This is a genomic window from Paraburkholderia sp. 2C (assembly GCF_054589215.1).
On record NZ_BAAILL010000039.1, the window covers coordinates 129189 to 142192 of the forward strand.

Here is a 13004-nt window from a genome sequence, read left to right on the forward strand (position 1 = left end):
TCACTGAGGGGCGGCCCTTTGCCGATTTGGCCATTCATGCGGCGTTACGGCACCAGCATGAAATGCGTGTCGAAACGCGCGCTCAGCTCTTTTGCCGCAAGCGTGCCGAACTGCCCTATCGCCATAAGGTCCGAAATGGCCTTGAAATACTTGTCCTGTCCGCCTGGCAGGCTCCAGTCCAGCATGTGTCCGACCGTCGTGCCGATGTTCTTGAAGCGATGCGTGACGCCGCGCGGAATGAACAGCAGCGTGCCGCCGCCGACAACGCGAGTGGCCCCGTCGATCGCCACTTCATAGGTGCCGTCCACGATAAAGATGCACTCTTCCTGCGACCGGTGCAGGTGATCTGGCGGTCCCTCGCCTGGGCGGTGGCTGACGAGGATGATCGAAAGCGCCCCGCCGCCCTGCTCGGTGGTCAACATGATCTGCATGTCGAGCCCGAACGGTTTGATCGCAATGGCTTCCGCGGCAGTTACCACGAGCGGTTTGAGTGAATTTTCAGCTGTCATTGAGAAACGGCGAAGAAGAAAAGCGGTTCAACGGAAAGGTGCGCAATGAACGGCACACGATGTTCAACAGGCGCGGCTGTCGAGCTGCGTTAGGTCTAGTGTGGTGCGTGGGTCCGATGTCCGTCTTGAACGCTATTGCAGGCGGCCGGCGCGCTATGCGCCGGTTCGCGGCGAGCCGCGCTTGTCGCTGCCCTCCACTTCGAAGGAAAATGCCGCCTGATAGGCGCCGGGCGTGATGCCCATGAATTTGCGGAAGGTTCGGGTCAGATGAGCCTGGTCCGCGAAGCCGGTTTCGGTGGCCGCTTCGCTCAGCGACAGTCCGCGCCGGATCAGTTTCATCGCTTCACGCAGGCGCGCTTGGCGCTGGTAGCCGTGAGGGGTCATGCCCGTCGCACGCTGGAACGCGCGTAACAGCCGATACGGCGGCAGCGTGGCCGCGGACGCAATGTCGGTCAGACCCACCGTCTGGTCGAGATGCGCGTGCACAAATTCGAGTGCGCGCTCGACGGCGCGTCCCTCTTTGCCGACGCTCGCGTTGGCGCGTGCGCCGCCGCGAATATGCAACTCGAACAGCCGGGCAGCGAACGCGAGGTACCGCTCGTCCCGGTACAGCGGATTGCCGGTGCCGCCAGAACTGACGTGGAAATCGTACAGCGACGCGCATAGCGTGGCATCGCGAACGATCGGCGAGCCGGTCAGCGACAGGTGACGCCGCTCGTCACCGAGCAATACGCCGATGTCGTTCAGGTCGACGAACAGCACGCGCACCGAGCACGCATTCGCCGAGCTTGAACCGTCGCCGATGCGCGGGCCGCCGGCGTGCGGGACGTTGGCGTCGATCGCGCAGATCTCTCCGGGCTGCATATAAAACGTTTCGTCCTGGATTTGCAGGCTGTTTTGTCCGGCGGTCAGCAGCGCGAAACACGCTGTATCGTGAGCGTGCACGTCGCAATCCCAACGTTCGAATTCCGCATGCAGCAAACACTCAGCCCTCAAAGCCGGGATCTGCCAAAAAGCAGTGTCGACGTTCGAATGCGATGTCGCCATGATTGCTCGAAGTCCTGTGATGGGTTCGTGGTATGCGTGCCTACGACACGCTTGCATCGGTTTACGGTCGAAACACGCCGCCCGCCGGCTTTATTCCGCGCGAATGCCGGTTTCCTTCTGCGGCAGCATGACCTCGGCAAGGTTGCCGACCGTTTCCGGGTGCGAAGTGATGCAGTTGCGTACCGCGCGCGCCGGATTTCTGGCCGATCACGCGGACCGCTTCGAGCGGCACTCCGGCGATCACCGTTTCGTGGATGTCCGAGCGCTGCCGCAGGTCGATCGACGCCAGATCGAAGCCGAACACGTCGGCCGCGGCAGGAATTCGGCTGTCGCCAGCAGGGACGTCCCTGCGGCGACCGACCAGACTGCGAACCAGCCCGACCGCGCGTTTGACCGATCGGGGATGACCGAATCAATACGCGGCCCGGCATTCATGCGCAGGCTGCCTTTACGGCCTGGCAGGCCGCTTGTCCGGACCCCTGGCTGGCGGCGGGCGCGATCATACCGTCCCCGACGGCATCAGCAGGTTGAGCAGAGAGAGCGGCTGTTCCAGGTCCATTAGCCGCCCACCCGTCGCGAGGCTGCCCAGCGGTACCGCGCGAAAGCCGATGTCTTCGATCAGCCCGCAGACGGTCGTCAGCGCCTCGTCGTCGTCGCCGGCGGCGAACAGCACGCGATTCATGCCGGCCGGCACGGGCGAAAACATCGTGCCGAAGTCGAGCGTGTTGAACGCCTTGACCACGCGAGCGGTTGGCGCGAGCCGGGCTATGATCTCGCTACCGGAATCGCCGTTCAGATCGTCGATGCGGTAATTTGGCGGGTAGCTGAGATAGATGTTGGTGGCGTCGAGCAGGATGCGTCCTTGCCAGTCGTGGGTGGGGTCCAGTACTTCCTCGCGCTTGATCCAGGGCGCTGCCAGCACCACGAGCGGGCAGTCCACAACCTCCGCCGCCGACGCCGGCGTGACGCCGTCGGCCACGCCTGACTCGGCGAGGCGTTCCTTGACGGCTTCCGGGCCGCGACTGTTGGCCAGCAAAACGTTATGACCTGCCTGGGAAAATTCGATCGCCAGCCGCATGCCGACGATGTGGGTGCCGATAATGCCGATCTTCATAACATCCTCCTGCGCAACTGCAGAGTGGAGCGGCACATCGATACGATGCCGATGTGCCGCTTCGCGACGGCGCAATCAGGCCGTAAAGCCGCCGTTCACATCGATGATGGACCCGGTGATGAATGCGGCGTCCGGTCCGGCGAGGAACACAATCGCGGCTGCCACCTCGCCCAGCGCGGCTACCCGCGGGATCGCGTGCGCCTGTTCGAACGCCGGCGGCAACTGTTCGACGGAACCGAGCACCCCTGCCGCCATGTCGGTGTCCATGACGCCGGCCTGGACGACATTGACGGTGATGTTGCGCCGGCCGAGATCACGCGCCGCGCCACGCGTATAGGCGACGATTGCGGCCTTGCTCGCGGCATAGTCGGTCAGGCCCGGAAAGGGGATGCGCGTGCCGACGCCTGAGCCGATCGAGATGATCCGGCCGCCCTCGGGCAGGACTTTCACCGCCGCGCGGATGGCGGCGATCACGCCCATCGTGTTGATCGCCCACTGCCGGTCCATCGCGTCGTTGTCGATCTCTGGGTCGTCGATGGTCTTGCCCTGCAACGCAATGGCGGCATTGTTGACGAGGATGTCGAGCTTGCCGAACTGCTCGACCACCTTGGCGATGAGCGGCCCGGCGGAGGCGGGGTTGCCCTGATCAGCCTGGATGGCGATGGCGCGAACGCCTTTCGCCTTGAGGCTTTCGACGACGGCGTTCGCCTTTCCGGTCGAAGCAACATAGCTGATCGCGACATCCGCACCCTGATCCGCGAGGGCAAGCACCGTCGCGGCACCGAGGCCGCGCGATCCACCGGTGACGAGGGCAACTTTGCCCGCAAGTGGTTTGCTCATCGGATTGTCCTTTTTATGAGGCAAGAAGTGAGAACAGAGCTGAACGCTCAAGCCACCGCCGGCAGGCCCAGTTTCGCGCGCACCCAGCCGGCCATCTCGACGATGGCGGCGTCGATCTCCGGCACCCGGCCCGCGCCCAGAATGAAATTGTGTTGACCATCGGCAAGCGCACGTAGCGTCACATCGACGCCTGCCTGCTGCGCGCGTTCAGCGAAATCGATAGCGTCACCTGCGAGTATTTCCTGATCGCCGTAGTAAATCATCGTAGGGGGCAACCCGGTAGGATCGGCATGCGCCAGATTGATCCGCGGATCGGCCCGGGAAACACCGGTGCCGTCGAGCATCAGATCGCTGAAACCGAGGAGCATCTCGCGGGTGAGCTGCTTGTCGAGATGCGCGTGCGTCTGCACTGTTTCGTGTCTCACTTCCATATCGAACCAGGGCGACATCGACACCACCGCGCCCGGCGTGGCCATCCCCTTGCGGGCGAGCGTCAGTGCGAGGTTGACCGCATAATTCCCGCCGATCGAATGGCCAATGCTGACGATCCGCGACGCGTCGAAGCCTTGTGACATCAGCCAGTTGAACGCCGTTTCAACGTCATCGATTTGCGCGGGAAACGTGTTCTCGGGCGCAAGGCGGTAATTGATGATCAGCGCTCGCATGCCGGTTGCCTTGGCCAGGTGCGCGACTGCTTTACGGTCCATATACATCGAACTGACGACCGAACCGCCCGAATGACTGTGCAGCAGCACATGACCGGGCGAACTGTCGACCGGAACAGCCCATATCGCCGGAACCCCGCCGGCATCTGCTTCAGCGTAGGTCACGCCCTCGGGCTCGGTGGCAAGCATGTGCAGCCGTTCGGCCACATCCCGCTGCATTCTTATGTCGTCGACAGGCCATCGATCGGCAAGGTCGGCGTAGAAATCCGCCATCTGAAGTAGCTCGGCACCAGGCATGTCATTCCTCGCATCAGGGTAATTGCGAAACCAGCATTACCGCCCCTCCCCCAGCGTCCAGCGCACAATGCAGCAACAACCTGCGACAAGGCCGATACCGCTGACGGGACAGGGAGCCTTCAATCTTTGGTGAGCTGAAGTAAAATATAGTATCGATCGTTATGGTAATGAACGGTACTGTATTTGTCAGGTGCCGTCAAGAATTCTATAATGACCGTTCTTGAATACGGGTTTGATGCCACAGGTGACGTATGGGGCGACGCAGGGAATTCGATGAGGACAAGGCACTCGAAGCTGCCCTGTCGGTGTTCTGGGAAAAGGGCTATGAGGGCGCTTCGTTTGACGATTTGAGCAAGGCTACCGGCGTAGCGCGCCCCGGCCTCTACGCCGCATTTGGCAATAAGGAAGCGCTGTTCCTCAAGGCCGTCGACCTGTACGAAAGCCGCTACCTTGGATTCATGTCGGATGCGCTGGCCGAGCCCACGTCGCGCAAGGTTGTGGAACGCATCCTGCAAGGCTGCGCCGCATTGCATACACGAGATTCAAACCATCCTGGCTGCCTTGGCCTCAATGGCGCACTCGCGTGTTCGGAAGAGGCGGAGCCTATTCGCGTGGAACTTGTCGAGCGCCGCGCGGCGTCGCAACTGGCATTGCGGCGCCGGCTGGAGCTTGCTCAACGCGAGGGGGATTTGCCGCAATCGGCGAAGTGTGCGGTGCTTGCCTCCTTCGTGATGGCCGTTTCACAAGGCATGGCGGTACAGGCGAAAGCAGGCGCATCCAGACGGGCGCTAGAGGCGCTGGCGAGCCACGTTCTGAGCACCTGGCCTTCGCCGTCCGACTAGACTGCGGTGCCGTCCGGGCCCGACGCAAGCGGCAGCCGCACCGTGACGCACGCACCCCGGTCTGGCCCGTCGCTGATGACGGAGATCGTGCCGCCGTGCAGAACGACAATATGCCTGGCGAGCCACAGCCCCAGGCCAAGACCGCCTACGCGCCCGCTCGAGCGCGGTGCAATCTGCTGGAAACGATCGAACAGGAGCGGCAGCGCATCGGCCGAAATGCCTCGTCCCGTATCGCGCACACGCATTTCCGCGAATCCGTTGGTCACGCTTACCGATAAATCGACATGGCCGTGATCCGTGAACTTGACAGCATTGGTTAGAATGTTCCAGATCACCTGTTTCATGCGGCTGTCGTCCGCCATCACGGTGCAGGGGGAAATGGCGGAGGCACGTAATTCGATCCCTTTGTGCTCGGCAGGCTTGCGCATGTCCTGAGCGACCATGGCAGCGATCGCACCAAGATCGACGGGCTGCAAATTGACCGATAGCTTGCCGGTTGCGATCGCCCCGCTGTCCAGCAGATCGTCGACCATCAGCGACAGCTGCCTGCCGTTGCGCCTGATTGCTTCCCCAGCGCGCGCGACGTGCGCCGGATCCGCGACCACTCCGAGCAGTTCCGCCCAGGAAACGACGGCATTGAGCGGCGAGCGCAGCTCGTGGCTCACGGCCGCAATAAATTGATCCGTCGTGCGCGCGAGCGCTTCGCTTCGCTCGCGCGCCGCCCGTTCGGCATCGGCGAGCTCGCCCAGTTGCAGCTCGTGCTGCTTGCGCGCCGTGATGTTGAGCGTAAAGCCCATGACGGAGCGCAGGGTCCCATCCGCATTCAGGCGGCCCATGCCACGTACGAGCACCCAGCACTTGCCATCCGGCAACGCGACATTCCGTTCGAAGTCGAACGGTCTCCCGCTTTCCAGCGCGGCGCGATTGGCCGCCGCGTGTTCGGTGTCATATCCGAGCAGTCGGTCTTTAACATGATCGCTGGATGTGTCCGCGCCAAGATCCCGCAGGCACCTCTCGCTGCACACGAGCTCGCCCGTGTCGATATCGATCTGCCATGTGCCGAGGCCCGCGAAAGCGCACGCCTGCTCGAAGTGGCTCACACGGTCGTCGCCCTGCTCTTTCACTTCGCGACGAAGAAGCTGCCGCAGACGCGCATGAGACCGGAAGCGTGCCTTCTCGCGGCGCTCGTCATCCACGGCCAGGTTGCGAGCGGTTACGTCGTCGTAGCGCAGAGCGAGCTGCGCGGACGCGGCCGATGTCGCGGGAACAAACGACGCATGGAGCTGCCAGTAACGCGGCGACGCCGCGGTACCGGTAATTTCGTCCACGACGTCCATGCGGAATACCGGCGAGAGCCGGTTCTGGTTGCCGCGCAGATTGCTCGCGATCGCCCTGATCAGCTGTTCGTGCTGCGACTGCATCCCGGGTTGCCGCGCGCCTGACGCGCCCTGCGCCGCTTTCGCGTCGGCAAACAGCGCGCGCCACGCCGCGTTGGTTGCAACGATTGCCAGCTCGCTGTCGACCACGACGTACGGGTCGGTCAGATGTTCAAACAGCGCCGCATGGTCAAGCGCCGTCGTGCCGCTTGCCGGCGCTGGGTGTATTCGCTGGTCCATTACCGCACCATCGGGACACGTCGGACCATGCGCGGCAAAGTAACGGGCATCGTGCGGTCTACCTTCGGGTCAGTTTTTCAATCGTTGCCAGCAACGCGTCCATTCGCGCAGGCTTTCTCAGCACCGCGTCCCACAGGCGCGGCGGCGCAGCCATCACGCCGACGTGCGCCGACGAATGTATCAGGATCGGGATAGCGGCCCATTGAGGCGTTTCGCGCAGCGCCCGGCACAGATCTTCGCCGCTCATGCCGGGCATCATCAGGTCGGTCACGACGAGATCGGGTGGCCGTTTGCGGACCGCCTCGAGCGCCTGCTCGCCGTCACGCGCCAGATCGACCGCGTAGCCGGCGAACTCGAGCGCGAAACTCCACGCCTCAAGCATTTCCGGTTCGTCATCAACAAGAAGTACGCGCGTCATGGAGCACTCTAAGTCAATGCGGTCATTTCAAAGGAACTGTCCCGACAAGGATGCAACGGCGCCGCTCCGCGTTCCTGCTCACGCCGACTCGCCGTTGCCGACACTGCCGGCCGGCGTGACGCCTGCGTACCGCGCGACCAGTTCGATCAACCGGGCGGGCGCGTATGGCTTACGGAGAATCGCCGCAAACAGGTCGCGCTCCTGCTCTGCAACCGGATCGGGTACTGCCGTGCACAGAATCAGAGGAGGCTGCCGCGAGGCCTTGCGCTCTCTCAGCGCCCTTGCAAGTGCCAGGCCCGACATGACCGGCATCATGAGGTCGGTGATTATCAGCGCCGGCGTTACCCGGTCAACGATATCCAAAGCCTCCTTGCCGTTCGAGGCGGCGTGGATCACGTATCCCTCGCGCTCCAGCAGGAACGTGAGAAAGTCCGTGACCAGCGACTCATCGTCGACGACAAGCAGGTTCGTCATGCCCTCGGTCCACGCTTATTGATCTTCCGGCCTGCGACCCGGCAAAGCGCCCTTGCCGGAGATCGGCAACGTCCCGGTCACGCGCAGGCCGACGCCGGTTCCGGTGAACTCCACCTGCGCAACCGACGACTCGAAATGGCTGTCCCGCACCTTCATGACCGTCACGCTGCGCTGCAGGATGCCTTCGACCACCGCATGCTGCATACCGATGATATTGTCGAGCTGACTCAATATTTCCGGCGATGGATTGGTCACCCACGGGCCGGACAATTCCTTGACTTCCCATGTGCAAACCGTTGTCACGCCCATCGAACGCAGCTCGTTCGTGAGCGCCGCGAAAAACTCGACGATACGGTGCGGCTCCACGGTCGCACGCTCGAAGCCGGTCAGCCCGTCGATAAAAAGCCGCTCCGCGCCCGTTTCGCGAACGGCCGCGAGCAGGTCGTAGGCGAGCTTGTCGAGCAGGTTCTCCGTAAGCGGACGCCACAGCAGCTTCAGTGCGTTCGATTGCACGAGCGACTCGAGGTCGATGCCGAGCGCGTGAGCCTTTGCGCACAGGCGTTCGGGCGTTTCGTAGAAGCCGAAATGGACGGCGGGACGCTGCGGCGTCGCAAGCCGCAAAAAGCCGATGCCGAAGGTGGTTTTTCCGCTACCTGCCGGTCCGACGACCACCGACACCGAACTGGCCGGGAGGCCCCCGCCGAGCCGTTCGTCGAGACCATGCATGCCCGTGCCGATCCGCGCGGCGCTCGCCCGGTCCGCTCCTGAAGGACTGGACAGCGCGGCTTCGAGGCGCGGATAGACGTCTATGCCGCGGTCGCTGATCTCGAACAGGTGCAGGCCGCCGAGCGACCGGCTGCCGCGCGATTTTGCAACACGGATGTGGCGCACGGTGCGCGACGCGAACAGGTTTTCCTCGAGCTGCAACACGCCATCGACCATCGTATGTTCGGGACTCGATTCGTCGATACGCGCGCTAGTCAGGAACAGCACGGTGCAACCCGTGAAGGCGGCATGGCCTTGCAGCTCCGCGACGAAGGTCTTGACGTCCAGGTTGTTTTGACCGCTTTCGCGTGCGTTGAGCAGTCCGTCGAGAATGAGAATGCTCGCGTTCTGGCGCGCGAGTTCACCGCGCAGCGTGCTCACGAGCGCGCTGAGCCCTTCCTCGCGCAGCGTGCGAAAGAGGCTGATATAAGTCAGATCCTTGCCCACCCGCGCGGCGTCGTAGAAATCGAGCGTGGACAGAGACTGGAACAGGCGGTCGTGAGACTCTGCCAGCAGCGTGACATACAACACCTTGCATCCCTGCCTGGCCTGTGCGAAGGCAATCTGGTTCGCAAGGATCGTCTTGCCTGCTCCGGGACGTCCCTGAACGATATAGGACGAGCCGGCAATAAGGCCGCCGCCCGTAATCTCGTCAAGTCCGGGAACGTCGCTGCTTAGCCGCGCAAGCGTCTTGTCCATTGCCTGAATCCGTAAAAGAAAGGTTCGTACCGGCTGGCAGGACGCGCGTGCTTCGCTGCACCGCGTTCGGGTTGCATGCCGCCAGTTATCTCACGAAACGGGTAGTCTACTTTAATAACTCGCGCGGACCGGTTTCAGGCTGCGGTTCAGTCCGGTTTTTACTGTCGGAGCGATGCGATGCCGGGAACGCGGCTTGCTGCTTCCCGCTTCCCGCTTCCCGCTTCCCGCCGTGATCACTTCCCTTGATCAACAACCAGAAAGGTTGTGCGTACAACGAACTGTGAGCTTAAGGCCACGCGCCACAGGTAACAGGATTGTCAGCGACTCCACCTGTCGGATGCGCGGATGGCGGGCGCGTTTCGCGGGGGGCGCCTCGCCGGCTTGATCGCGGTCGATCTTCGTCGCTTCAATACCGTCGTCGATCGCCGCACAAACGGCACCTGCATATCTCGGTTACACAGGCACCGGAAAACCAGGCAATCGCGGCGTCCTCGTGTATTGCAAAAGCACGCTCGCACGCGCACCGACCTCGCCATTCAAGCGTCAATCCTGTAAGCAACGTAACGCACGTAAGCCCGGAACGGGGAAGTAACGGGGCGTCCCCGAATGATTGATTTACATCAATCGCCGCGTGTCGGGAAGAGCAGATTATGTAGACGTTCCCAACATCCTGAAGGACTTCACCATGGAACTTCCTCTTAGCGGCATCAAGGTTATCGATTTCACCGGCGTTCAGTCCGGCCCCGCGTGCACCCAGATGATGGCCTGGTACGGCGCCGACGTTATCAAGGTGGAGCGCCCCGGTGTTGGCGACGTGACACGCAACCAGTTGCGGGACATCCCCGATCTCGACGCGCTGTATTTCACGATGCTCAACAGCAACAAGCGTTCGCTCGAACTCGACACGAAGACGCCCGAAGGCAAGCGGATCATGGAGCAGTTGATCCGGGAAGCGGACGTGCTGGTCGAAAACTTTCACCCTGGCGCGATGGACCACATGGGCTTCACGTGGGAGCACCTCCAGGAACTGAATCCCCGCTTGATCTTTGGGTCGGTGAAAGGCTTTAACGACGCTTCACCCTACGCGCACATCAAGGCCTACGAAAACGTCGCGCAATGCGCCGGTGGTTCGGCGTCGACGACCGGCTTCTGGGACGGCCCGCCGACCATCAGCGCGGCCGCGCTGGGCGACAGCAATACCGGCATGCATCTGTTGATCGGCGTGCTCACCGCCCTGCTCGGTCGCGAGAAGACGGGCAAAGGCCAGCGTGTGACGATCTCGATGCAGGACAGTGTGTTGAACCTGTGTCGCGTCAAGTTGCGCGACCAGCAGCGCCTCGATCGCGTCGGTTACCTCGAAGAATATCCGCAGTATCCGAACGGCACCTTTACCGACGTGGTGCCGCGCGGCGGCAATGCGGGCGGCGGCGGTCAGCCTGGCTGGATCCTCAAATGCAAGGGTTGGGAGACCGATCCGAACGCGTATATCTACTTCACCATTCAGGAGCAGAACTGGGCCGAGACCTGCGATGCGATCGGTAAGCCGGAATGGAGAGACGATCCCGCCTACGCTACCGCAAAAGCCAGGCAGCCGCACCTCTTCGATATCTTCGCCGAGATCGAAAAGGTGCTCGCGGACAAAACCAAATTCGAGGCCGTCGACTATCTGAGCAAGTTCGATATTCCTTGCGCGCCGGTATTGACCATGAAGGAAATCGCCAACGACGCGTCGTTGCGAACAAGCGGCACCATCGTCGAGGTGGAGCAGAAAAAGCGCGGCAGGTATCTCACGATAGGCAGTCCGATCAAATTCTCGGGGTTCACACCGGACATCAAGGGTGCGCCGCTTCTTGGCGAGCACAACGAGGAAATTCTCGTGGGACTCGGCTATTCGAAGCAGCAGGTCGACAGGCTGCGCGAAGCCAAAGTCATCTGAAGCGCGGATCTTTCCCAACGGCTCACTCACCGGAACGAGATGCAAAATGGCCGATTCTCCCACTCAGAGCACCATGACGGATGGTTTTCATCTGGTCGTGCAGTCGCTCAAGCTCAATGGCATTGACACGATCTATGGTGTCGCCGGCATTCCCATCACGGATCTCGCGCGTCTCGCGCAGGCCGAAGGCATCCGTTACCTCGGCTTCCGTCACGAGCAGTCCGCCGGCAACGCCGCGGCTATTTCCGGCTACCTGACGCGATGGCCGGGAGTCTGTCTGACCGTGTCGGCGCCGGGCTTCCTCAACGGACTGGTCGCCCTTGCCAACGCAACGACTAACGGATTCCCGATGATCCAGATCAGCGGCTCCAGCGACCGCTCGATCATCGATCTGCAGCAAGGCGACTACGAGGAACTCGATCAGCTCAACGCAGCAAGGCCATTCGCGAAGGCGGCGTTCCGGATCAACCGTCCCGAAGATATCGGTATCGGCGTCGCGCGAGCCATTCGCGCGGCGGTCTCCGGCCGCCCCGGGGGCGTGTATCTCGACCTCACGGCCGCCTGCCTCGCCGCGACCATCGATGACGATAGCGCTCGCCGCTCGCTCGTGAAAGTGGTGGACGCCGCTCCCGCGAGACTTCCCTCGCCCGCTTCCGTCGAACGGGCGATGCTGCTGCTCGCGGGCGCCAAACGGCCGCTTGTCATTCTTGGCAAGGGAGCGGCTTACGCGCAAGCCGACGAAGGCATTCGCGCGTTCCTTGAGGAAACCGGCATTCCCTATCTGCCGATGTCGATGGCAAAGGGAATTCTCCCCGACGATCACGCCCAGTCCGCGGCCGCCGCACGCTCCTTCGTGCTCGGGCAGGCCGATGTGGTGATGCTGATTGGCGCGCGTCTGAACTGGTTGCTCGGCCACGGAAAGGCGCCGCAATGGTCGCCCGATGCCGCGCTGATCCAGATTGACATCGAGCCCACCGAATTCGACAGCAATCGACCCATTGCGGCACCTGTCGCCGGTGATATCGCTTCGTCGATTGCGGCATTCCGGGCAGCGCTTGCGGCCACGCCTCTGCGCGCCCCGGAAGCGTGGACGAATGCCATCGCCGAACGGCGACGGCACAACGAAGAGCGAATGACGGCGAGTCTGCAAGCCAACCCGGAGCCGATGACGTTTCAGAGCGCATTGCGCGCAGTGCGTGACGTGCTTGCGGCGCACCCCGAGGTCTATCTCGTCAACGAAGGGGCGAACACGCTCGACTTTGCGCGCAACATCATCGACATGAAACAGGCGCGCAAGCGGCTCGATGCCGGTACCTGGGGCGTAATGGGCATCGGCATGGGCTATGCCATCGGCGCCGCGGTAACCGGCGGCAAGCGCGTGGTGGCAGTCGAAGGCGACAGCGCGTTTGGTTTCAGCGCGATGGAGATCGAAACCATTTGCCGCTACGGCCTTCCGGTTGTTGTCGTGGTTTTCAACAATGGGGGCATTTATCACGGCGACGACGTCAATCGCAGCGGCGGCTCGGATCCGGGCCCGACGGTTCTCATGAGCTCGGCGCGCTACGACCGGATGATCGAGGCGTTCGGCGGCAAGGGCTTCCATGTCACCCGGCCCGACCAGTTGACGACGGCGCTATCGGAGGCGCTCGCGGCCGGCGTGCCCGCCCTGATCAATTGCGTCATCGATCCGCACGCGGGCACGGAAAGCGGGCACCTGAAAAACCTGAATCCGAAAAGCGGTCTGACGGCCGTGAAGTAACGGCCGGCGATTGCGGCCCCCTT

At 62.7% G+C, this 13004-nt stretch carries 12 protein-coding genes and 1 pseudogene; 3 read left to right on the plus strand and 10 right to left on the minus strand.

All coding sequences use genetic code 11. From position 1 onward, the window contains the following. Window positions 1-44 precede the first annotated feature (44 nt). The 6 genes and pseudogenes from ACYPXD_RS18265 to ACYPXD_RS18290 form a co-directional block, all read right to left on the minus strand. On the minus strand, window positions 45-431 hold the full coding sequence (locus ACYPXD_RS18265; protein ID WP_459714136.1) for a cupin domain-containing protein: 387 nt from the start codon (window positions 429-431) through the stop codon (window positions 45-47). A 231-nt stretch (window positions 432-662) separates the two neighbouring features. Next, complete coding sequence (locus ACYPXD_RS18270; protein ID WP_459714138.1) at window positions 663-1613, minus strand: helix-turn-helix domain-containing protein; 951 nt, start codon at window positions 1611-1613, stop codon at window positions 663-665. 45 nt (window positions 1614-1658) lie between these two features. Then, a pseudogene (locus ACYPXD_RS18275) lies at window positions 1659-1869 on the minus strand (hypothetical protein); the annotation flags it as partial. 186 nt (window positions 1870-2055) lie between these two features. Continuing rightward, on the minus strand, window positions 2056-2670 hold the full coding sequence (locus tag ACYPXD_RS18280; protein WP_459714140.1) for an NADPH-dependent F420 reductase: 615 nt from the start codon (window positions 2668-2670) through the stop codon (window positions 2056-2058). A 75-nt stretch (window positions 2671-2745) separates the two neighbouring features. After that, window positions 2746-3510, minus strand: coding sequence for an SDR family NAD(P)-dependent oxidoreductase (locus tag ACYPXD_RS18285; RefSeq protein ID WP_459714142.1), 765 nt, complete (start codon window positions 3508-3510; stop codon window positions 2746-2748). A gap of 47 nt (window positions 3511-3557) precedes the next feature. Then, entirely contained in the window at window positions 3558-4448 is an 891-nt protein-coding gene (locus ACYPXD_RS18290) for an alpha/beta hydrolase fold domain-containing protein (RefSeq protein WP_459714144.1), read from the minus strand. Window positions 4449-4723: 275 nt separating this feature from the next. Here ACYPXD_RS18290 and ACYPXD_RS18295 point away from each other — a divergent pair, with 275 nt between their 5' ends. Next, window positions 4724-5314: a TetR/AcrR family transcriptional regulator gene (locus ACYPXD_RS18295; RefSeq protein WP_459714147.1), complete on the plus strand. Its 591-nt coding sequence runs from the start codon at window positions 4724-4726 to the stop codon at window positions 5312-5314. On the opposite strand, the gene ACYPXD_RS18300 is transcribed toward ACYPXD_RS18295, so the two are convergent. The 4 genes from ACYPXD_RS18300 to ACYPXD_RS18315 all read right to left on the minus strand — a co-directional run bounded on the left by ACYPXD_RS18300 (window position 5311) and on the right by ACYPXD_RS18315 (window position 9286). Then, window positions 5311-6930 (minus strand): sensor histidine kinase, encoded by a 1620-nt coding sequence (locus ACYPXD_RS18300; protein ID WP_459714150.1) that lies wholly within the window; start codon window positions 6928-6930, stop codon window positions 5311-5313. The genes ACYPXD_RS18295 and ACYPXD_RS18300 overlap by 4 nt on opposite strands. A 58-nt stretch (window positions 6931-6988) precedes the next feature. Beyond that, a complete protein-coding gene (locus ACYPXD_RS18305; RefSeq protein WP_459714153.1) occupies window positions 6989-7348 on the minus strand; it encodes a response regulator transcription factor in 360 nt (119 codons plus the stop codon). 78 nt (window positions 7349-7426) lie between these two features. Further along, window positions 7427-7822: a response regulator gene (locus tag ACYPXD_RS18310; protein WP_459714155.1), complete on the minus strand. Its 396-nt coding sequence runs from the start codon at window positions 7820-7822 to the stop codon at window positions 7427-7429. Between the two features lie 15 nt (window positions 7823-7837). Continuing rightward, the gene (locus ACYPXD_RS18315) at window positions 7838-9286 is read right to left on the minus strand and encodes an RAD55 family ATPase (protein ID WP_459714157.1); all 1449 of its coding nucleotides are present in this window, start codon (window positions 9284-9286) and stop codon (window positions 7838-7840) included. Between the two features lie 685 nt (window positions 9287-9971). Between ACYPXD_RS18315 and frc the strand changes: the two genes are divergently transcribed. Together frc and oxc are read left to right on the plus strand one after the other, a co-directional pair. Further along, window positions 9972-11222 carry a formyl-CoA transferase gene (gene frc / locus ACYPXD_RS18320; RefSeq protein WP_459714159.1) on the plus strand — a complete coding sequence of 417 codons (1251 nt, stop codon included), beginning with the start codon at window positions 9972-9974 and terminating at the stop codon, window positions 11220-11222. Window positions 11223-11268: 46 nt separating this feature from the next. After that, window positions 11269-12981 carry an oxalyl-CoA decarboxylase gene (oxc, locus tag ACYPXD_RS18325; protein WP_459714162.1) on the plus strand — a complete coding sequence of 571 codons (1713 nt, stop codon included), beginning with the start codon at window positions 11269-11271 and terminating at the stop codon, window positions 12979-12981. Window positions 12982-13004 lie beyond the last annotated feature (23 nt).

Coding starts and splice junctions, on each gene's coding strand:
- ACYPXD_RS18265 (WP_459714136.1), bottom strand. CDS start 431: ATGCAGATCATGTTGACCACCGAGCAGGGCGGCGGGGCGCTTTCGATC.
- ACYPXD_RS18270 (WP_459714138.1), bottom strand. CDS start 1,613: ATGCAAGCGTGTCGTAGGCACGCATACCACGAACCCATCACAGGACTT.
- ACYPXD_RS18280 (WP_459714140.1), bottom strand. CDS start 2,670: ATGAAGATCGGCATTATCGGCACCCACATCGTCGGCATGCGGCTGGCG.
- ACYPXD_RS18285 (WP_459714142.1), bottom strand. CDS start 3,510: ATGAGCAAACCACTTGCGGGCAAAGTTGCCCTCGTCACCGGTGGATCG.
- ACYPXD_RS18290 (WP_459714144.1), bottom strand. CDS start 4,448: ATGGCGGATTTCTACGCCGACCTTGCCGATCGATGGCCTGTCGACGAC.
- ACYPXD_RS18295 (WP_459714147.1), top strand. CDS start 4,724: ATGGGGCGACGCAGGGAATTCGATGAGGACAAGGCACTCGAAGCTGCC.
- ACYPXD_RS18300 (WP_459714150.1), bottom strand. CDS start 6,930: ATGGACCAGCGAATACACCCAGCGCCGGCAAGCGGCACGACGGCGCTT.
- ACYPXD_RS18305 (WP_459714153.1), bottom strand. CDS start 7,348: ATGACGCGCGTACTTCTTGTTGATGACGAACCGGAAATGCTTGAGGCG.
- ACYPXD_RS18310 (WP_459714155.1), bottom strand. CDS start 7,822: ATGACGAACCTGCTTGTCGTCGACGATGAGTCGCTGGTCACGGACTTT.
- ACYPXD_RS18315 (WP_459714157.1), bottom strand. CDS start 9,286: ATGGACAAGACGCTTGCGCGGCTAAGCAGCGACGTTCCCGGACTTGAC.
- frc (WP_459714159.1), top strand. CDS start 9,972: ATGGAACTTCCTCTTAGCGGCATCAAGGTTATCGATTTCACCGGCGTT.
- oxc (WP_459714162.1), top strand. CDS start 11,269: ATGGCCGATTCTCCCACTCAGAGCACCATGACGGATGGTTTTCATCTG.